Origin of the sequence: Achromobacter pestifer (assembly GCF_013267355.1) — a bacterium.
Lineage (GTDB): Bacteria > Pseudomonadota > Gammaproteobacteria > Burkholderiales > Burkholderiaceae_B > Achromobacter > Achromobacter pestifer_A.
The window spans coordinates 3,536,970-3,557,093 of record NZ_CP053985.1 but is presented as its reverse complement, the minus strand read 5'-3'; the positions used below and the strand labels follow the sequence as shown (position 1 = coordinate 3,557,093).

At 67.1% G+C, this 20,124-nt stretch carries 15 protein-coding genes; 12 read left to right on the top strand and 3 right to left on the bottom strand.

The window, feature by feature from the left end:
* Nucleotides 1-69 precede the first annotated feature (69 nt).
* The 5 genes from FOC84_RS17150 (at nucleotide 70) to prpF (ending at nucleotide 8,675) form a co-directional block, all read left to right on the top strand.
* Nucleotides 70-1,962, top strand: coding sequence for a sigma-54-dependent Fis family transcriptional regulator (locus FOC84_RS17150; RefSeq protein WP_173145485.1), 1,893 nt, complete (start codon nucleotides 70-72; stop codon nucleotides 1,960-1,962).
* A 193-nt stretch (nucleotides 1,963-2,155) separates the two neighbouring features.
* Nucleotides 2,156-3,958, top strand: a complete 1,803-nt coding sequence (locus tag FOC84_RS17145; RefSeq protein WP_173145484.1) for an NAD(P)/FAD-dependent oxidoreductase — start codon at nucleotides 2,156-2,158, stop codon at nucleotides 3,956-3,958.
* 146 nt (nucleotides 3,959-4,104) lie between these two features.
* Entirely contained in the window at nucleotides 4,105-4,815 is a 711-nt protein-coding gene (locus FOC84_RS17140) for a GntR family transcriptional regulator (protein WP_088142856.1), read from the top strand.
* Nucleotides 4,812-7,427, top strand: a complete 2,616-nt coding sequence (gene acnD / locus FOC84_RS17135; RefSeq protein ID WP_173145483.1) for a Fe/S-dependent 2-methylisocitrate dehydratase AcnD — start codon at nucleotides 4,812-4,814, stop codon at nucleotides 7,425-7,427. Before FOC84_RS17140 ends, acnD begins: the two co-directional genes overlap by 4 nt.
* 63 nt (nucleotides 7,428-7,490) lie before the next feature.
* On the top strand, nucleotides 7,491-8,675 hold the full coding sequence (gene prpF / locus FOC84_RS17130; RefSeq protein WP_173145482.1) for a 2-methylaconitate cis-trans isomerase PrpF: 1,185 nt from the start codon (nucleotides 7,491-7,493) through the stop codon (nucleotides 8,673-8,675).
* A gap of 71 nt (nucleotides 8,676-8,746) precedes the next feature.
* On the opposite strand, the gene FOC84_RS17125 is transcribed toward prpF, so the two are convergent.
* Complete coding sequence (locus FOC84_RS17125; RefSeq protein ID WP_173145481.1) at nucleotides 8,747-9,418, bottom strand: ankyrin repeat domain-containing protein; 672 nt, start codon at nucleotides 9,416-9,418, stop codon at nucleotides 8,747-8,749.
* A 129-nt stretch (nucleotides 9,419-9,547) separates the two neighbouring features.
* On the opposite strand from FOC84_RS17125, the gene FOC84_RS17120 reads away from it, so the two are divergent.
* Nucleotides 9,548-10,420 carry a LysR family transcriptional regulator gene (locus tag FOC84_RS17120; RefSeq protein ID WP_173145480.1) on the top strand — a complete coding sequence of 291 codons (873 nt, stop codon included), beginning with the start codon at nucleotides 9,548-9,550 and terminating at the stop codon, nucleotides 10,418-10,420.
* On the opposite strand, the gene FOC84_RS17115 is transcribed toward FOC84_RS17120, so the two are convergent.
* Nucleotides 10,404-11,606 carry an amidohydrolase gene (locus FOC84_RS17115; RefSeq protein ID WP_173145479.1) on the bottom strand — a complete coding sequence of 401 codons (1,203 nt, stop codon included), beginning with the start codon at nucleotides 11,604-11,606 and terminating at the stop codon, nucleotides 10,404-10,406. The genes FOC84_RS17120 and FOC84_RS17115 overlap by 17 nt on opposite strands.
* Before the next feature lie 603 nt (nucleotides 11,607-12,209).
* Here FOC84_RS17115 and FOC84_RS17110 point away from each other — a divergent pair.
* Nucleotides 12,210-13,901 carry a sodium:solute symporter family protein gene (locus FOC84_RS17110; protein ID WP_173145478.1) on the top strand — a complete coding sequence of 564 codons (1,692 nt, stop codon included), beginning with the start codon at nucleotides 12,210-12,212 and terminating at the stop codon, nucleotides 13,899-13,901.
* A 28-nt stretch (nucleotides 13,902-13,929) separates the two neighbouring features.
* Nucleotides 13,930-14,052, top strand: coding sequence for a putative transporter small subunit (locus FOC84_RS33305; RefSeq protein ID WP_217278763.1), 123 nt, complete (start codon nucleotides 13,930-13,932; stop codon nucleotides 14,050-14,052).
* A gap of 26 nt (nucleotides 14,053-14,078) precedes the next feature.
* On the opposite strand, the gene FOC84_RS17105 is transcribed toward FOC84_RS33305, so the two are convergent.
* Complete coding sequence (locus FOC84_RS17105; protein WP_173145477.1) at nucleotides 14,079-15,221, bottom strand: glycosyltransferase; 1,143 nt, start codon at nucleotides 15,219-15,221, stop codon at nucleotides 14,079-14,081.
* 286 nt (nucleotides 15,222-15,507) lie between these two features.
* Here FOC84_RS17105 and FOC84_RS17100 point away from each other — a divergent pair, with 286 nt between their 5' ends.
* The 4 genes from FOC84_RS17100 (at nucleotide 15,508) to FOC84_RS17085 (ending at nucleotide 20,024) form a co-directional block, all read left to right on the top strand.
* Nucleotides 15,508-16,182 (top strand): heavy metal response regulator transcription factor, encoded by a 675-nt coding sequence (locus FOC84_RS17100; RefSeq protein ID WP_088142865.1) that lies wholly within the window; start codon nucleotides 15,508-15,510, stop codon nucleotides 16,180-16,182.
* Nucleotides 16,179-17,561 carry a heavy metal sensor histidine kinase gene (locus FOC84_RS17095; RefSeq protein ID WP_173145476.1) on the top strand — a complete coding sequence of 461 codons (1,383 nt, stop codon included), beginning with the start codon at nucleotides 16,179-16,181 and terminating at the stop codon, nucleotides 17,559-17,561. Before FOC84_RS17100 ends, FOC84_RS17095 begins: the two co-directional genes overlap by 4 nt.
* 78 nt (nucleotides 17,562-17,639) lie before the next feature.
* Nucleotides 17,640-18,131 carry a cupredoxin domain-containing protein gene (locus FOC84_RS17090; RefSeq protein ID WP_173145475.1) on the top strand — a complete coding sequence of 164 codons (492 nt, stop codon included), beginning with the start codon at nucleotides 17,640-17,642 and terminating at the stop codon, nucleotides 18,129-18,131.
* Between the two features lie 42 nt (nucleotides 18,132-18,173).
* On the top strand, nucleotides 18,174-20,024 hold the full coding sequence (locus FOC84_RS17085; protein ID WP_173145474.1) for a copper resistance system multicopper oxidase: 1,851 nt from the start codon (nucleotides 18,174-18,176) through the stop codon (nucleotides 20,022-20,024).
* Nucleotides 20,025-20,124: the final 100 nt, after the last annotated feature.

Here is a 20,124-nt window from a genome sequence, read left to right as displayed (position 1 = left end):
ACAGGCGTGTCGTCCTCTGTGCATGCTGCCCGTTGATCCGGCGCAGATCGGGCGCAACATGGAGACGACATGCCTAGTCAGGAATCCCTGCACTCCGCCCATATCCGCGAGATCGAACAAGTCGGCCTGGGCCGGCCCACGCAACGCGACGCGCACGTGGTCAGCAGCTGGCTGCGCTGCCTGGACCAGTACCGGCTGGATCCCGCCCAGGCCTGCGAGGCCTACATCGTGCCGGATGGCCGGCTGCGCGAACACCGCCAGCAGTCCGAAGCGCTGATCTCGATTGCGCGGTCCGGCCTGGACCATCTCTTTCGCCAGGTCGCCGGCCAGAACTACGTGCTGCTGCTGGCCGACCGCCAGGGCGTCACCGTGGAGTTCCTGGGCGACGCGCAGCAGACCGCCAGTCTGCGCAAGGCCGGGCTCTATCTGGGGTCGGAATGGTCCGAGCGGCGCGCCGGCACCTGCGCCGTGGGCGCCTGCCTGGAAAGCGGCGAAGCCCTGACCATCCACCAGAGCGACCACTTCGACAATACCCATACGCCGCTGTCCTGCACCGCCGCACCCATCTACAGCGCCGATGGCGAACTCGCGGCCGTGCTGGACATTTCGCTGCTCAGCTCCCCCATCCTGAAAGCCAGCCAGAACCTGGCGCTGCACCTGGTCACCGGCGCCACGCGCCGCATCGAAATGGCCAACCTGATGGCGCGCACCAGCAATGAATGGGTGCTGCGATTCGCGCGCTCGCCCGAATTCCTGGACGTGGATCCTGAGGCCGCGATCTCGCTGGACGGCTCCGGGCGCATCCTCGGCATGACGCACACCGGCGCCAAGCTGCTGGCGCGCGCCGCCGGCCTGGACTGGCGCAATCCCGCCGGCCTGATCGGCCAGCCCGTCACCCGATTCTTCGACCTGCAGCTCGATGACCTGCCGCGCTACACCCGCGCCCATGCGCCGCAGCAGCGCCTGATCGTGGCTCGCGACGGCAATGCGCTGTTCGCGCACGCCATCGAGCCCAACCGGCACGCGCGAGGAGCCTCGGTCGCCGTGCGCGGCGCGCCGTCCGCCCTGCGCGGCCTGGACGGCGGCGATGCCCGCATGGCGGCGATGCTGACGCGCGCCACCAAGTTGGCCCGGCAAGGGCTGCCCATGCTGCTGCAAGGCGAAACCGGGGTCGGCAAGGAATACCTGGCCCGCGCCATCCACGACGGTAGCCAGCGCGCGGGGCGCTTCGTCGCCGTGAACTGTGCGGCGATCCCCGAATCCCTGATCGAAAGCGAACTGTTCGGCTATCTGCCTGGGGCCTACACCGGCGCGGCAACCAAGGGCCGCAAGGGCCTGATCGAGGAATCCGACGGCGGCACCCTGTTCCTGGACGAGATCGGCGACATGCCGCTGGCGCTGCAAAGCCGCCTGCTGCGGGTGCTGGCCGAATCCGAAGTCACGCCCATCGGCGCCAACGCGCCGCGCGCCGTGCGCCTCTGCCTGGTATCTGCATCGCACCGCGATCTTGCCGCGCTGGTGCGCGAGGGACGCTTCCGCGAAGACCTCTACTACCGCATCAACGCCGCCACGCTGACCGTGCCGCCGCTGCGCGAACGCGCCGACCTGGAATGGCTGATCGCCCGCCTGCTGGCGCGCCACCAGGACGAATCCGGCGCCCCCGTGCTGGCGCCCGCCGCGCTGCTGGCGCTGAAGGCGCACCCCTGGCCCGGCAACATCCGCGAACTCGCCAACGCCATCGCGGTCGCCGCCGCGCTGTGCGAGAACGGCGTCATCGAACCCGCCGACCTGCCGGACGCGCTGGCGCCGGCCGTGGCGGCCGCCAGCCCCGAAGAGGCCGCCTTGCGCGCCATGCTGGCCAGTTGCGGCGGCAACGTGTCCGAAGCCGCAAGGCGCCTGGGCGTGGACCGCTCCACCGTCCATCGCCAGATACGCCGCCACGGCCTAGCCGCGCGCTCCTGAGGTGCCACGCCCTGGCGCCACAGGTGTGGCGCGCCGCCACGGCATCCCGCCCCGCCTTCCTGGGAACCATGGCTGGCACGCCGATTGCTTGATCGTTATCGACGCCCACCGGCCGGCACAGGCCGGGGCTGTCAGCGGACCGCACACCAGTCCGCCACGACAACGACGCCCGTCACGGGCAAGGAGACTAGACATGCAGACCGATCAAGCCGGCGCCGCCCTGGACGCCGTGCTCGCGCGCCTGAACACGGCGCTGGGCAACAAGGACATCGATGGCGTCGCCGCCCTGTTCCAGGACGACTGCTATTGGCGCGACCTGGTGCTGTTCACCTGGAACCTGCGCACGCTCGAAGGACACGGCCAGATCCGCGACATGCTGCAACACCAGCTGTCGCAGGTGGAGCCGGTGCGCTTCAGCCTGGATCCGAAAGAAACCGTGTCGCAAGAGGCCGGCCTGCTGCAGGGTTGGATCGAGATCGAGACCAACCGCGCGCGCGGCTACGGCCACATCCGCGTGCAGGACGGCAAGATCTGGACTCTGCTGACCACCCTGTCCGAACTCAAGGGGCACGAGGAGCCCAGCGGCCTGCGCCGGCCCAAGGGCGCCGAGCACGGCAGCAGCCGCACCCGCCAGACCTGGCTGGAAAAGCGCGAACAGGAAGCCGCCGAACTCGGCTACCAGACCCAGCCCTACGTGCTCATCATCGGCGGCGGCCAGGGCGGCATCGCGCTGGGCGCGCGCCTGCGCCAACTGGACGTGCCGACCATCATCATCGAAAAGAACGAGCGCGCCGGCGACAGCTGGAGAAAGCGCTACAAGTCCCTGTGCCTGCACGACCCGGTCTGGTACGACCACCTGCCCTACATCCCCTTCCCCGAAAACTGGCCGGTCTTCGCGCCCAAGGACAAGATCGGCGATTGGCTGGAGATGTATACCAGGATCATGGAGCTCAATTACTGGACCTCCACCGTCTGCCAGTCGGCGCGCTACGACGAGCAGAAGCAGGAATGGGAGGTCACGGTGCTGCGCGAGGGCAAGCCCGTGGTGCTGCGGCCCAAGCAGCTGGTGCTGGCCACCGGCATGTCCGGCAAGCCCAACATCCCCAGCTTCCCCGGCCAGGACGAATTCCAGGGCGAACAGCAGCACTCCTCGCAGCACCCCGGCCCCGACGCCTACCGCGGCAAGAACGTGGTCGTCATCGGCGCCAACAACTCCGCGCACGACATCTGCGCGGCGCTGTGGGAAGGCGGGGCCAACGTCACCATGGTGCAGCGCTCGTCCACTCACATCGTGCGTTCCGAAACGCTGATGGACATCGGCCTGGGCGGCCTGTATTCCGAACAGGCGCTGGCCCGCGGCATGACCACGCGCAAGGCCGACCTGACGTTCGCTTCCCTGCCCTACAAGATCATGGCGCAGTTCCAGATTCCGCTCTACGACCAGATGCGCGAACGCGACGCCGGGTTCTACGCCAAGCTCGAAGAGGCGGGCTTCATGCTGGACTGGGGCGACGACGGCTCGGGCCTGTTCATGAAATACCTGCGGCGCGGGTCCGGCTACTACATCGACGTCGGCGCCTGCGACCTGATCATCGACGGCAGCATCAAGCTGCAGTCGCGCACCGACGTCAGCCACCTCACGCGCGACGCCGTGGTGCTGAAGTCCGGCGTCAAGCTGCCCGCGGACCTGGTGGTCTACGCCACCGGCTACGGCTCGATGAACGGCTGGGCAGCAGATCTGATCAGCCGCGACGTCGCCGACAAGGTCGGCAAATGCTGGGGACTGGGCTCGGACACCACCAAGGACCCCGGCCCCTGGGAAGGCGAACAGCGCAATATGTGGAAGCCCACGCAGCAGGATGCACTCTGGTTCCACGGCGGCAACCTGCACCAGTCGCGGCATTACTCGCAGTACCTGTCCTTGCAGCTGAAGGCGCGGCAGGTCGGCATGCCGGTGCAGGTCTATGGCTTGCAGGAGGTGCACCACAAGCGGTAGGCGCCCGACGCGCCCGGCCTGCGTCCCTCCAAGGGTCGGGCCGGGCTTGCACCCATCCGGGGTCCAGGGTAAATTGTTGACAATTCAACGCCACAAGGCGTTTTTTTCCGAATTTTTCTTCTCATAACGGAAAGATTGTCAACACAATGAGCAAGGTGCTGACCCTGCCCGGCGCCGCCCCCGGTGACAGCGAGACGCTTGCGGAACACATCTTCCGCAAGATCCAGTCCGCCATCGTCAAGGGAGAAATCGCCCCCGGCAGCAAGATTTCCGAACCCGAGCTGGCCCGCATCCATGGCGTCAGCCGGGGTCCGCTGCGCGAAGCCCTGCACCGGCTGGAAGGCCAGAAGCTGCTGGTGCGCGTGCCGCACGCCGGCGCCCGCGTGGTGTCCCTGTCGCAGCAGGAACTGTCCGAACTCTACGAAATCCGCGAATCGCTGGAAGGCATGGCCTGCCGCCTGGCGGCCGAACGCATGCCGCCCTCGGAAATCGCCGAGCTGCGCGCCGTGCTGGAAGCGCACGAACGCGACGAAGCCTTCCAGGCCGGCCTGGGCTACTACCAGCAGGAAGGCGACTACGATTTCCATTACCGCATCGTCAAGGGCAGCGGCAACCAGATGCTGTTCCGCATGCTGTGCGATGAACTCTATCAACTGGCGCGCATGTACCGCATCCAGTATTCGACAACGCCCAACCGCCCCCGGCAGGCTTACGCCGAACACCACCGCATTCTGGACGCCATCGCCGACGGCGATGGCGAGTTGGCCGAAATCCTGATGCGCCGCCACATCCGCGCATCCCGTCTCAACATCGAACAGCAGATCGCGCAGGGCAACCTGCAGCGCACAGAGGCATGAACCAAAACTACCGCAAGCCCCTGCCCGGCACCCGCCTGGACTACTTCGACACCCGCGCCGCCGTCGAGGCGATTTCGCCGGGCGCTTATGACCGTCTGCCCTACACCTCGCGCGTGCTCGCGGAAAACCTGGTGCGCCGCTGCGACCCGGCGATGCTGACCGACGCGCTGAAGCAGCTGATCGAGCGCCGCCGCGACCTGGACTTCCCGTGGTTCCCGGCGCGCGTGGTCTGTCATGACATTCTCGGCCAGACCGCGCTGGTGGACCTGGCCGGCCTGCGCGACGCCATCGCCGACAAGGGCGGCGATCCCGCCAAGGTCAATCCCGTGGTGCCGGTGCAGCTGATCGTCGACCACTCGCTGGCCGTGGAATACGACGGCAACGATCCCGACGCCTTCGCCAAGAACCGCGCCGTGGAAGACCGCCGCAACGAAGACCGCTTCCATTTCATCGACTGGACCAAGCAGGCCTTCCGCAACATCGAAGTCGTGCCCCCGGGCAACGGCATCATGCACCAGATCAACCTGGAGCGCATGTCGCCCGTCATCTACACGCAGGACGGCGTGGCCTTCCCCGACACGCTAGTCGGCACCGACAGCCACACGCCGCACGTGGATGCGCTGGGCGTGATTGCGATCGGCGTAGGCGGCCTGGAAGCCGAAAACGTCATGCTGGGCCGCGCCTCGTGGATGCGCCTGCCCGACATCGTCGGCGTGGAGCTGACCGGCCGCGCCCAGCCCGGCATCACCGCCACCGACATCGTGTTGACGCTGACCGAGTTCCTGCGCAAAGAGAAGGTCGTGGGCGCTTACCTGGAGTTCTACGGCGCCGGCGCCGCCAGCCTCACGCTGGGCGACCGCGCCACCATCTCGAACATGGCGCCCGAATACGGCGCCACGGCCGCGATGTTTTCTATTGACCAGCAGACCATCGACTACCTGCGCCTGACCGGCCGCGAGGACGAGCAGATCGCCCTGGTCGAGAACTACGCCAAGACCACGGGTTTGTGGTCCGACAGCCTGAAGCACGTCGAATACGAACGCGTGCTGCGCTTCGACCTGTCCAGCGTGGTGCGCACCCTGGCCGGTCCGTCCAATCCGCACCGCCGCCTGCCCGTCAGCGACCTGGCCGAGCGCGGCATCTCCGGCGTGGTGGAAAACGAGCCCGGCCTGATGCCCGACGGCGCCGTGATCATCGCCGCCATCACCAGCTGCACCAACACCAGCAACCCGCGCAACGTCATCGCCGCCGGCCTGCTGGCGCGCAATGCCAACCGCGCCGGCCTGACCCGCAAGCCCTGGGTCAAGAGCTCGCTGGCGCCAGGATCCAAGGCCGTGTCGCTGTACCTGGACGAAGCCGGTCTGACCGAAGACCTGGAAAAAATGGGCTTCGGCGTCGTCGCCTTCGCCTGTACCACTTGCAACGGCATGTCGGGCGCGCTGGATCCCGTCATCCAGCAGGAAATCATCGATCGCGACCTCTACGCCACCGCCGTGCTGTCCGGCAACCGCAACTTCGACGGCCGTATCCACCCCTATGCCAAGCAGGCCTTCCTGGCCTCGCCGCCGCTGGTCGTGGCCTATGCCATCGCCGGCACCATCCGCTTCGACATTGAGCGCGACGTGCTGGGCCATGACGCCAGCGGCCGCGAGATCCGCCTGAAGGACATCTGGCCCAGCGACGAAGAAATCGACGCCGTGGTCAAGGCCGCGGTCAAGCCCGAGCAGTTCCGCAAGGTCTACGCTCCCATGTTCGGCATCCAGGACGACCGCAAGGCCGCCGTCAGTCCGCTGTACGAGTGGCGCGCGCAGAGCACCTACATCCGCCGCCCGCCGTACTGGGAAGGCGCGCTGGCCGGCGAACGCACGCTGCGCGGCATGCTGCCGCTGGCCGTACTGGGCGACAACATCACCACCGATCACCTGTCGCCGTCCAACGCCATCCTGCTGGACAGCGCCGCCGGCGAATACCTCGACAAGATGGGCCTGCCCGAAGAGGACTTCAACTCCTACGCCACCCACCGCGGCGATCACCTCACCGCGCAGCGCGCCACCTTCGCCAACCCCAAGCTCTTCAACGAAATGGTGAAGAACGAGGACGGCACGGTGAAGCAGGGCTCGCTGGCCCGCGTCGAGCCCGAAGGCAAGGTCATGCGCATGTGGGAGGCCATCGAGACCTACATGGACCGCAAGCAGCCGCTGATCATCGTGGCCGGCGCCGACTACGGCCAGGGCTCGTCGCGCGACTGGGCCGCCAAGGGCGTGCGCCTGGCCGGCGTGGAAGCCATCGTCGCCGAAGGCTTCGAGCGCATCCACCGCACCAACCTGATCGGCATGGGCGTGCTGCCGCTGGAATTCAAGGCTGGCGTCAACCGCAAGACGCTGGCCCTGGACGGCACCGAAAGCTACGACGTCACCGGCGAACGCAAGCCGCGCGCCGACCTGACGCTGGTAATCCACCGCCACAACGGCGAAACCGTCGAAGTCCCGGTGACCTGCCGCCTGGACACCGCCGAGGAAGTCTCGATCTACGAAGCCGGCGGCGTGCTGCAGCGCTTCGCCCAGGACTTCCTGGAAGCCTCGTCCGCGGCCGACGGGCAGAAAGCCGGCTGATACGCCACGGCCGGGCGGGCGCTCCGGCGCCCGCCTCCCCACACAAATCATCAGGACTGCCCCATGACCCATGCTCCCCAGACCAAGATAACCGCCACCTACATGCGCGGCGGCACCAGCAAAGGCGTGTTCTTCAAGCTCGACGACCTGCCCGAATCCGCGCGCGCGCCCGGCGCCGCGCGCGACGCGCTGCTCATGCGCGTGATCGGCAGCCCCGACCCCTACGGCAAGCAGATCGACGGCATGGGCGCCGCCACCTCCAGCACCAGCAAGACCGTCATCGTCGGCAAGAGCACGCGCCCGGACCATGATGTGGACTACCTGTTCGGCCAGGTCTCCATCGACCAGCCCTTCGTGGACTGGAGCGGCAACTGCGGCAACCTGTCGGCCGCCGTGGGCCCGTTCGCCATCACCAATGGCCTGGTCGACCCGGCCCGCGTGCCGCGCAACGGCACCGCCGTCGTGCGCATCTGGCAAGCCAACATCCAGAAGACCATCATCGCCCACGTCTCCATCACCGATGGCGCCGTGCAGGAGACCGGCGACTTCGAACTGGACGGCGTGACCTTCCCCGCCGCCGAGCTGCGCCTGGAATTCATGGATCCGGCCGAAGAAGGCGACGGCGGCTCCATGTTCCCCACCGGCAAGCTGGTGGACGATCTGGAAGTGCCCGGCATCGGCACGTTCAAGGCCACCATGATCAACTCGGGCATCCCCACCATCTTCCTGGACGCCGAAGCCCTGGGCTACCGCGGCACGGAACTGCAAGACGACATCAACGGCGACGCCGCCGCACTGGCGCGCTTCGAGACCATCCGCGCCCATGGCGCGCTGCGCATGGGCCTGATCAAGAAACTCGAAGAGGCGGCCAGCCGCCAGCACACGCCCAAGGTCGCCTTCGTGGCGGCGCCCAAGGAGTACGTGTCCTCCAGCGGCAAGAAGATCGGCGCGGGTGACATCGACGTGCTGGTGCGCGCGCTCTCCATGGGCAAGCTGCACCACGCCATGATGGGCACCGCGTCCGTCGCCATCGCCACCGCCGCTGCGGTGCCGGGCACGCTGGTCAATCTGGCCGCGGGCGGCGGCGAACGCGACAATGTCTGCTTCGGCCATCCGTCCGGCACCTTGCGCGTCGGCGCCGAGGCCAAGCTCGTGGACGGTGAATGGAAGGTCACCAAGGCCATCATGAGCCGCAGCGCCCGCGTGCTGATGGAAGGCCGCGTGCACGTGCCGCGCGAGGGGTTCTGACCCGGCTTGCGGTTTCCGGCATGACGAACGGGGCTTTCAAGCCCCGTTTTTTTTTGCCCTGCGCAAGCGCTTCAGCCCTTCGCTCCCGCCGGCTCCAGCAGGCGCACAACCTCGGCCTGGCCGCGCTCACGCGCATGGCGCAGCGGCGTCACGCCTTTGCCGTCAGCTAGGTTGACGTCGGCGCCGGCGTCGATCAGCCGCTTGACGATTGCCTGATGGCGCGCGCCGCCATCGCCCAGGATCACGGCTTCCAGCAGGCCGGTCCAGCCCAGGTTGTTCACATGGTCCGGGTCCACGCCCGCGCGCAACAGCATGTCCACCACCTCGACGTGGCCCCGCTCGCATGCGGGGATGAGCGCGGTGCCGCCGTAGCGGTTGGTGCTCTTCAGGTCGGCCCCATGCGTCAGCGTCAGCGCCAGGATCTCGCGGTAGCCGCGCGCGCCGGCTAGCAGATAGGCGCTGTCGCGGATCGAATTCTGCGCGTTGACGTCGGCGCCGGCTTCGATCAGGGCGCGGGCCGCCTCGACATGATTGCCCTGGGTTGCGCGCAGCAGCGGCGTATTGCCTTCCGCGTCGCGCGTATTGACCCCGGCGCCTTGCTCAAGCAGCTGCTTGACGCGGGCCGCGTCGCCAGTGCCCGCCGCGCCCAGCAGCGCGCTATCCGGACCCGCAGCTGCGGCCGCGCCCCCCATGCTCAACAAGAATGCCGCCAGCCAGATGCGGCCCGCACGAAAGATAAGCATCGATATTCCCTCCAGATCAACAACCAGGGACCGGCCAGATCGGCTCGCGGCCCTGTAAGTCTCGTAGTATGGCAACGGCCCCAAGTATTATGAAATTAATTGGCTCGATAGATTCAAGTGGACATCCAAATGCTAGATCCCGTCCTGCTGCGCAGTTTCCTTACCGTCGTGGACACGGGCAACTTCACCCGCGCCAGCGAACACCTGCACCTGACGCAATCCACCGTCAGCCAGCACGTCATCCGTCTGGAAGAGAGTTTGGGTTGCCGCCTGCTGGACCGCGCGCAGCGCCACGTCCTGCCCACCGAGGAAGGCGAGCGCCTGCTGGGCTACGCCCGCAGCATCCTGCGCCTGGCCGAGGAAGCGCGCGAAAGCGTGGCCGCCGCGCAGGCCAGCGCGGTGCTGCGCCTGGGCGCGCCCGAGGATTTCATGGGTTCGACGCTGATGCCCACCATCGCCGCCGTCGAAGCGGCCTATCCCCGATTGCGCGTGGAGGTCGAGGGCGGCCTCAGTCATGAGCTGTTGCGGCGCTACCGCGATGGCGAACTCGATCTGCTGCTGGTCAAGCATTGGGAAGTCGATGCCGATTGCCACGCGCAGTGGCCCGAGCCCCTGTGCTGGATCACCGCCAGCGGCTCGCCGCCGCCCGCATCCGACACCGCCGTGCCGCTGGTGGCGTTTCCGTCCGGCGCGCTCTACCGCCAGGAAATGACCGCCATGCTGGAGACCAGCGGCAAGCCCTGGCACGTGCGCTTCTCCAGCCCCAGCCTGCCCAGCCTCAGCGCGGCGGTCGCGGCAGGGCTGGGCGTCAGCTTGCTGCCGGCCGCCTGCGTCACCGACGAGCACCGGATGCTCACGCCGGAAGAAGGTTTCCCGACGCCTGACGGACTGCGCCTGTCGCTCTATGCCCGTTCGCGCCTGAGCGATGCCGGCCACGCGCTGCTGCGCGCACTGGCCGAGTTTTGCGAACAGCGCGCCGCGCAGGTCACGCCGCCGGCCTGACAGCGCCGAAAGCCGCTACAGCGTCGCCCACAGGCTCGCCCTTGCGGAACAGCAAGCGCTGTGCCGGCACGGCAGCGACCGCGGCCGCGCCGTTGGGCGCGGGCAGCGCCACGAAGGTCGCCTCGTTGCCGGGCGCCAAGCCGTAGCCCTCCAGGCCCAACACCTCCGCGCCCGCGTGGGACGCCATGCGCAAAGCCGTCAGCAACTCGCCGTCCGTGTAAAGACCAGAGCGGTAGCCTATCAGCATCGCGCGCTGCAGCATGTCGCCATTGCCGTAAGGCCACCAGCAGTCCTGGATGTTGTCGTTGCCCGTGAACACGCGCACGCCCGCCTCGATCAACGCCAGAACCGGCGGAAATGCCCGGTCGCCAGGCGCGTTCGTCATGATCGCCACGCCCGCGTCGGCCAGCTTGCGCGCCACCTCTTCCAAAGCGCGCGGTCCGACGTCGCCCAGCGCATAGGCGTGGCTGATGGCGACCCGGCCCGCGAGGCCGAGCGCCCGCGCGCGCGCAGCGATCCGGGAGATCTGATCGACGCCCTGCTCGCCCGGCTCGTGCAGATGGATGTCGATCTTCGCGCCCAGCCTGTCCGCAATGCCGAATACGCAATCCAGCTGGCCTTCGGCGTCGCCGTCCAGAGTGGAGGGATCGATGCCGCCCACCACCTCGGCGCCCTCGCGCACGGCCGCTTCCAGCCATTGCGCCGTGCCCGGACAGGACATCACGCCGGCCTGGGGAAACGCCACCAGTTCGATGTCGACGATGCCGCGCCATTTCTCGCGCGCCGCCATGACGGCGCGCAGATTGCTCAGTTCGGTGGTGGCGTCCACGTCCACGTGGCAACGCATCGCCACCGTGCCGAACGCCGCGGCTTGCGCGATGAGCGCATCGGCGCGTCCCTCGATGGGCGGCGCGGCCGCCAGCTCTTCCTTCTCGATGGCCAGCCGTTCGCGCAGGCTGGCCGCGGGCCGGTGAGGCCGCCAGCGGTCGCCGACAAAGCTCTTGTCCAGGTGGATATGGCCATCGACGAAGCCGGGCAGCACCAGGTGCCCGCACAGGTCGGTCACCTGCGCGGCGCCCGCGGCAGGCGGCTCGGCGCCCAGCGTCAGGATGCGGCCATCGCGCACGTGCATGCATAGGGGATTGCCGTCTGCTCCGACGGCATTGATGTATACGCGGTCTGTCATGTCTGGTCTCGGTATTGCTTGTCGCCATGCCGTTCGCATGGCGGACTCCTGCACACACGTTATCGGACGGCGCGCGCCGCGGCCAATTAAGTGTTGCGATACCCGCCAATGCGAATCGCGATACCCCGCGCGGCGCGCATGCTGGACTCGAACGGGCTATGTCCCTATACTTGGCGCCTGTTGTAGTTCATTACGCATGCAGCCAGACGATGCACGTCGCCTGGAAGCATCCATCACAAGGCCGCGCACAGCGGCCCGGCGTGTAACGCCGAAACACCCACACCCAGCCGTAACGGCTGCGGAACAAAACTCCTGCTTACCAGGCAGGACCATCGCTCGCCGCATCGGGCAACGTAAAAAGCAACCAGCGTTCTGCGCAATGCGGCAGCAAGACACCTATACGGTGTGCCTTATTGCTGTCCGTCCGAGGGCGTCTCTTGCCACGCCCGCGCCGGGCAGGCCTGCGATCGCGCCTACGGCCGCTCGCCCGGTGTTTCGGCTGCGTCACAGGGGTTTGCCGCCCATCGCATCCCGCGGAAACGGCCTTCATGCAGCCGTGACTGTCCGTCATGAACACGCTGTCAAGGAGAAAGGACGAAGACGATGCAAGAGACAGAATTCTTTCAGCTATCCGCCACCACCGCCATCCTGCTGCTGGTGGGCTTTTACGGCGCGACCTTCCTCATGTCGCTCCTGATAAGCCAGAAGAACGAGAACGTGGACGGCTACATGGTGTCGAACAACGCGGTCGGTTTCGGCCTGTCCACCGCCAGCATGATCGCCACCTGGATCTGGGCGGCGTCGTTCTACGCCAGCGCCACTTCGGGCTACAAGTATGGCCTGTCGGGTCCGCTGCACTACGGCTTCTGGGGCGCGCTGATGATTCTCTTCATCTATCCCTTCGGCAAGCGTTTCCGCAAACTGGCGCCCAAGGCCCACACGCTGGCCGAGGTCATACACGCGCGCCACGGCACCTCCAGCCAGATGATCATGGCGGTGTCGAACATCGTCGGCAGCTGCATCAGCCTGATGGTCAACTTCACCGCGGCAGGCGCGCTGGTCTCGATCCTGAGCCCGCTCACCTTCATCCAGGGCGTGCTCATCGCCGGCCTGGGCGTGCTGTCCTACACGCTGTGGTCGGGATTCCGCACTTCCGTGATGACGGATTTTGCGCAGCTGGCCGCCATGATCATCGCGGCGGTCGTCATCATCCCGCTCATTTTCTTCAACGCTGGCGGCCCTGAGATGCTGTCGGAGAACATGTGGCGGCTGAGTTCCGACCAGGCCGACTTCTATTCCACCCGCGCCATCCTGGAACAGGGCGCGCCCTACTTCGTGGCCGTGCTGGCCTACGCCATCGGCAACCAGACCATCGCCCAGCGCCTGTTCGCGGTACGCGAAGACCTGATCAAACCCACCTTCCTGACGGCCACGGCGGGATATGGCGCCGTCGTGATCGGACTGGGCATGCTGGGGCTGCTCGCGCTTTTCGTCGGCCTGGAGCCCGCCGGCGGCGACATGAACAACATCATTCCGCAGATGGCGTCGACCTACCTGCCTCCTTTCGGCATCGCGCTGTTCTTCCTGCTGGTCGTGGGCTCGCTTTCTTCCACAGCGGATTCCGACCTGGCCGCGCTGTCGGCCATCGTCATGACCGACGTGTACGCCAAGAACCTGGCTGCCGGCCGTCCGGATCCGCGCCGCATGCTGTGGTGGGGCCGCTGCACCATGATCGTGGCGACCATGATAGGCGTGATCTTCGCCAGCCTGCGCCTGGACATCCTGGTCATGCTGGTGTTTGTCGGCGCGCTGTGGGGCGCCATCGTGTTTCCGGTCATCGCCAGCTTCTACTGGGACCGCGTCGACAACCGCGCTTTCGTCAGCGCCGTGCTCAGCGCAGTCGTCCTGTTCACCATCGTGCGCTTCGAGCTGCTGCCCATTACCGGCGCGGTCGCCGTGTTCTTCGAGATCTGCTCGGCCATCGGCGGCGGCGTGGTGCTGGGCCTCATGACGTTCGGCTTCTTCGGCCGCACCGCGGCGCTCGCCGTGGGCGCCTTGGGCATGTTGGTCATGCTGCCTGCGTTCGTGGGCACCTTGCGCGAGTACATCGTCCTGATGGGCTCGCTGACCGCCTACGGCGTCAGCGCCACGGTCTGCGCCGGCCTCAGCCTGCGCAACCAGCAGCGTTTCGACTTCAGCCTGCTCGCGGACCGCGTGACGTCCTTCCAGGAAGCGCAAGACGCCATGTCCGCGCCCTCCGCGCAACGCCCCGAAATCCAGCCCGCCCAAGGCTGAGCATCCATCCAGCAACAAGGAGACTGATATGTGGTTGACGTTCTACTTTCTGGTGTGGCCCGCCATCTCCGCGCTCATCCTGGCGCTGCTGTGCGTGACGCTGTGGCAGGACATCCGCGCGGCCAGGCGCAGCGGCAAGGCGATGGTCTGACGTTCCCCGCCAGCATCCATCGGCGCTCAAGCCAGCCGCAACGGACGCTGGGCCTGCGCCAGCGCTTCAAGGTAGACCGCATGCGTGTCCGCCACGAAGCGCGAAAGCGCGAAATCCCGCACGGCCTTCTCCCGCGCCGCGCGCCCCATGGGGACCAGCAGTTGCGGTTGCCCCAGGATCTCGCGCAGCACGCTTGCCACGGCCTCGGGCGCGCGCGCCGGAACCACCCAGCCGTCCAGCCCCGCATGCACATTCTCGGCCAGCCCGCCGGCATTGCTGACGATGACCGGCACGCCCATCGCCATCATTTCCCGACACGCGAACGAGATGGTCTCCATCTCCGAAGACAGCACAAAGCCCACGTCCAGCGCGGCCACGAAGGACCGCACGTCGTCCAGCAGGCCTGAAAAGATCACTTGGTCTTCCATGCCCATTTCACGCACGCGCCGACGCTGGTGTTCGCCGGGCGGTTCGCCGGCAATCATGACGACGATGCGCTCGCGCAGCGCGGCAGGCAGCAAGGACACGGCCTCGACCATGTCCAGCCAGCGCTTGTAGTCCGCGGTGCCGGCATTGCTGCCAACCACCAGCCGGCCTGCATGCGCGGCGGGCAGCCAGCAGCGGCGGGCTTCATCCACGGCGTGCAGCGCGGGCGGCCTGAAGCGTTCCACGTCCACGCCATTGCGCACGGTGCGCAGGGCGCAGCGCCCGAACGCGCTGCCCACCATCTTGCGGCGCGTGTGCTCGCACACGCAGATGACGCGGTCTGTCGCCAGGCGGGCGCGCAGCATCGCTCCGAAGCTGCTCGCGGTCCGGTCGTTGTGCTGCGTGTACACCACCGCGGGGCTATCCGCCCCAAGCCCCAGGCCCGCCAGCATGCACGCGCGATGGTCGGCCGAACCGTTGACATGCGCGACGTCGAAGCGCTCCTGCGCCAGCAGCCGCCTCAGGCGGCGCGCGTTGGGCAGCGCGGCCAGCAGGCCGCCGCGGAAATCCAGCGCTTCGGCCCGAACGCCAGGCATCGCCGAGGCCGCCTTGAACAAGCGGCTTTCCGGCGGCGCGGCCACCACGATATCGTGCGCGTTGCGCAGCGCCCCGGCCAGCGACAGCACATAGGTGGTGTGACCGCCGCCATCGCCGCGATGGAAATTGGTGTACAGGATCTTCATTGCGGAGCGCCTGTTCAGGTCCTGGACGGACCGGCGCCATCGGCCGGCATCCGCTCGAATTGCCGTGCACGTTTCGGCGCGCAGGGTGCATAATGCGCCGCAACGCCGATTTCATCGTTGGCCGTTTCAAAGCTCTTCGAGATAGGTTTTCGAGCACTCACGGATCGCTCCTTGTGTTTCAGCGCCGCCAAGCGGGAACTTGGCAGACACGCTGAACTCTACGCAGTCGGCAATTACAGAAGCCGGACCGACTCATTACATTTGTGCAAGGAAAGCGAGGCGCCCCATGCGTATCCTCTTGATCGAAGATGAAAGAAAGCTCGCGGACTACGTCCGCAAAGGATTGACCGAGCACAACTACGTGGTCGACATCGCCCGCGACGGCATCGACGGACGGCACGCCGCCATCGAGGGCGACTACGACGTGGTGGTGCTGGACGTCATGCTGCCCGGCGTCGACGGCTTCGGCGTGCTGGCGGACCTGCGCAAGCACAAGGAAACACCAGTCCTGATGCTGACCGCCCGCGACAAGGTGGAAGACCGCGTGCGCGGCCTGGAGGGCGGCGCGGACGACTATCTTGTCAAGCCCTTCGCCTTTTCCGAGCTGCTGGCGCGGATCCAGGCCCTGCTGCGCCGCGGCCGGGGACAGGAATCGACGCTGCTCAAGCTTGCCGACCTGGAGATGGACCTGGCGCGGCGCAAGGCGCAACGAGGCGGCCTGCGCCTGGACCTGACCGCCAAGGAGTTCACGCTGCTGACGTTGATGCTGCGCCGCCATGGCCAGGTGCTGTCCCGGACCGTGCTCGCCGAGCAGGTCTGGGACATGAACTTCGATAGCGACACCAACGTCATCGAAGTCGCCGTGCGGCGTCTGCGCGCGAAGATCGACGATCCGTTCGAGACCAAGCTGCTGCATACCGTGCGCGGCATGGGCTACGTGCTGGAGCTGCGCGAAAAATGAAGCTGCCCCGCGTCGCCTCCATGGAAATCCGGCTCACGCTGCTGCTCGGCATCATTGCCCTGGTGGTTTCCAGCATCGCCGGCTACACCTTGTTCTGGGCCTTGAAGCGCGAGGTGCAGCGCCAGGAAATCACCGAGGTGGCGGGCAAACTTGAGCTCATCAACCACCTCATCGGCATGCAGGCCACGCTCGCGCAGATGCAGGATCTGCGCGGCGCCCTGGACAACATCATGGTCGGCCACGGCAACCTCAAGACCTGGATCACGCTTGCGGACGGCAGCGTGTTCTACGGCGAGGCGCCGCCCGTGGACGTGCGGCCGCTGTCCGGGCGCGAGATCAGGCTGCACTCGCAGGACGGCTGGAACATGCGCGGCTTGCGCGTGCCGCTCGAAGGCGCGCTGCTGCCGGGCGCAGAGCTCACCGTGGCCGTGAATCTTCGGCCAGGAACGCAATTCCTGTATGCCTTCGCCACCGCGCTGGTCCTGATCTGCGCGGTCTGGGTCGGCGCCACGCTGGTGCTGTCGGCATGGGCGGTGCGGCGCTCACTGTCGCCCATCCGCCGCCTGTCTCAGCAAGCCGCCCGCATCCAGCCGGACAATCTCGCCGTGCGCCTGCCGGAACAGGGCATAGACCGCGAGCTGCGCGAGTTCACCCATACCTTCAACGGCATGCTGGGCCGGGTACAGACGGCCTACCAGCAGATGGAAGGCTTCAACGCCGACGTGGCGCATGAACTGCGCACGCCCCTGGCCACGCTGATCAGCGGCACCGAGGTCATCCTGTCGTCCAGGCGTTCGGAGCAGGAGCTGCGCGAGGTGCTGGAGTCCAACCTGGAAGAGCTGGAGGGCTTGAAGGCGCTGGTCAACGACATGCTTTTCCTGGCCCGCGCCGATGGCGGCGAGCCGGCGGGCGACCTGCAGGAAGTGGACGTGCGCCGGGAGGTCGCCCGCGTGGCCGAATACTACGAGGCCGCGCTGGACGAGGCCGGCGTATCCGTGACGGCCCACGGCGCCGCCACCCTGATGGCCAACCCGCGGCTGTTGCGGCGCGCCATCGCGAACCTGCTCAGCAACGCCATCCGGGCCACGCCCCGCGGACGCGGTATCGACCTCTACTGCATCACCCGGCAGGACGAGATAGAAATCAGGGTCAGGAACCCTGGCGCGCCGATCGCGGCGCAGGCCTTGCCACGCATCTTCGACCGCTTCTACCGGGGCGACGATGCCCGCAGCCGGCGCGCCGACGGACACGGCCTGGGCCTGGCCATCGTACGGGCCATCGCCCGCATGCATGGCGGCAACGCCTTCGCCCGCTGCGGCGGACAGGGCACCGAGGTCGGCTTCACGCTATCCCGGGCGCCGAACATTACAGGAAAGTAATCCTCCCGACAGGTTGCGGTGTGGAGCGCGTCACTAAAGTGGCGCCTCCTACCCCCAATTCGAGTCTAGAGGATACGCATGAAAAAACTGGTGAAACTCGCGCAGGGCGCCGTCGCCGCGGGCGCCTTTTTGCTTTCCTTCGGTGCCATGGCCGCCCCCGGCCATGGCGCGGGCCACGGCGGCGGCCATGATGCCGTGGCCGCCATCGGCAAGCCCGGCAACCCCGCCAAGGTCTCGCGCACGGTTGTCGTCGACATGACGGACGCCATGCGCTTCACGCCGGACAAGATCGACGTCAAGGCAGGCGAAACCATCCGCTTCAAGGTCACCAACTCGGGCAAGATCCGCCACGAAATGGTGCTGGGCAACAAGGCCGACCTGGACAGCCACTACCAGATGATGCTCAACGATCCGGGCATGCGCCATGAAGAGCCGAACTCCGTTTCCCTGGAAGCGGGCAAGGCCGGCGACATCGTCTGGACGTTCGACAAGGCGGGAACCGTCGCCTTCGCCTGCCTCGAGCCCGGGCACTACCCCGCCGGCATGAAGGGCGCGGTTTCCGTCAAGTAATCCACTGCCGGGATGCCGGTCCGGCTACCGGGGAGATAGAGCATGAGTAGAGCAGTTTCGAATCCGCGCCGCCGGTTCGTGCAGGGCCTGGCCACGGGCGGCGCGCTGGCCGGCATGGGCCTGTGGGGCCCGTCCTCGTGGGCGCAGGCCGGCTCCGCCCGGCAGAGCGTGCTGTCGGGCACCGAGTTCAACCTGGAGATCGGCGAAAGCGCCGCCAATTTCACCGGCGCCCCGCGCATCGCCACCACGGTCAACGGCATGCTGCCCGCGCCCACGCTGCGCTGGCGCGAAGGCGACCGCGTCACGCTGCGCGTCACCAACCGCCTGCGCGAAGACACCTCGATCCATTGGCACGGCATCATCCTGCCCACTGGCATGGACGGCGTGCCCGGCCTGAGCTTTCCCGGCATCGCCCCCGGCGAGACCTTCACCTATCAGTTCGACGTGGGCCAGAGCGGCACGTACTGGTATCACAGCCATTCCGGTTTCCAGGAGCAGACGGGGCTGTACGGCGCCATCGTGATCGATCCCAAGCGCCCCGACCCGGTGCGCGCGGACCGCGACTATGTCGTGCTGCTGTCCGACTGGACCGATGAAGATCCCATGAGCGTGTTCCGCAAGCTCAAGGTGATGCCCGACTACTACAACTACATCCAGCCCACCGTCGGCAGTCTGATGGACGACGCCGAGAAATCCGGCTGGAAGAATGCGCTGAACGAGCGGCTCATGTGGCAGAAGATGCGCATGAACCAGACCGATCTGGCCGACGTCTCGGGCGCGACCTACACCTTCCTTACCAACGGCAAGTCGCCGGCCGGCAACTGGACTGGCCTGTTCCGCCCGGGCGAACGGATCCGCCTGCGATTCATCAACGGGTCGGCCATGACCTACTTCGATGTGCGCATCCCCGGCCTGAAGATGACGGTGGTGGCCGCCGACGGCCTGGCCGTGCGGCCCGTGGAGGTGGAAGAGTTCCGCATCGCCGTGGCCGAGACCTATGACGTCATCGTCGAACCGCAGGACGAGCGCGCCTATACGATCTTCTCGCAGGCCATGGACCGCTCCGGCTATGCCCGCGGCACGCTGGCGCCGCGCGAAGGCATGCAGGCCGAGATCCCGGCGCTGGACCCGGTGCAGGTGCTGACCATGATGGACATGGGCATGGCGCACGACATGCCCGGCATGGACATGGGCGGCTCGCAGGCGGGCGGCATGGACCACGGCGCTCAAGGCGCGATGAACGCTGGGACGCAAGGCGGCATGGACCATGGCTCCATGGGAGGCATGAACCACGCAGGCATGGCTGGCATGGCTGGCATGAATCACGCCGGCATGAACCACGGCGCGGGCGGCAACGAGGGCGGCATGGTCGAGGTCAAGCACCCTTACCCCGCCGAGTACAGCCCCGCCAACTCCATGGTGCCCGACATCGTCTCGACCCGGCTGGACGATCCCGGCGTGGGCTTGCGCAACAACGGCCGCCGCGTGCTGACCTACGCCGACCTGCGCTCCATGGTCGAACCCGCGGACAACCGCCCGCCAACCCGCGAGATCGAGCTGCATCTGACCGGCAACATGGACCGCTACATGTGGTCGTTCAACGGGCTGAAGTTCACCGAGGCCAAGCCCATCGTGCTCAAGTATGGCGAGCGCGTGCGCTTCGTTCTGGTCAACGACACCATGATGACGCACCCCATCCACCTGCATGGCTTGTGGAGCGACCTCGAGTCCGCCGACGGCAATTTCCAGGTCCGCAAGCACACGATCAGCCTGAACCCGGCGCAGCGCCTCACCTACCGCGTCAGCGCGGACGCGCGCGGCAACTGGGCCTATCACTGCCATTTGCTGTTCCACATGGAGGCCGGCATGTTCCGCGCGGTCGTCGTGGAATAGGGGGGGGAATAATGAGAACAACGACATCCAGAAAGCACTGGCCCGGGCTCGTCGCGGGCGCCGCCCTCCTTTCCGCCGCATCCGGACTGGCCCTGGCGCA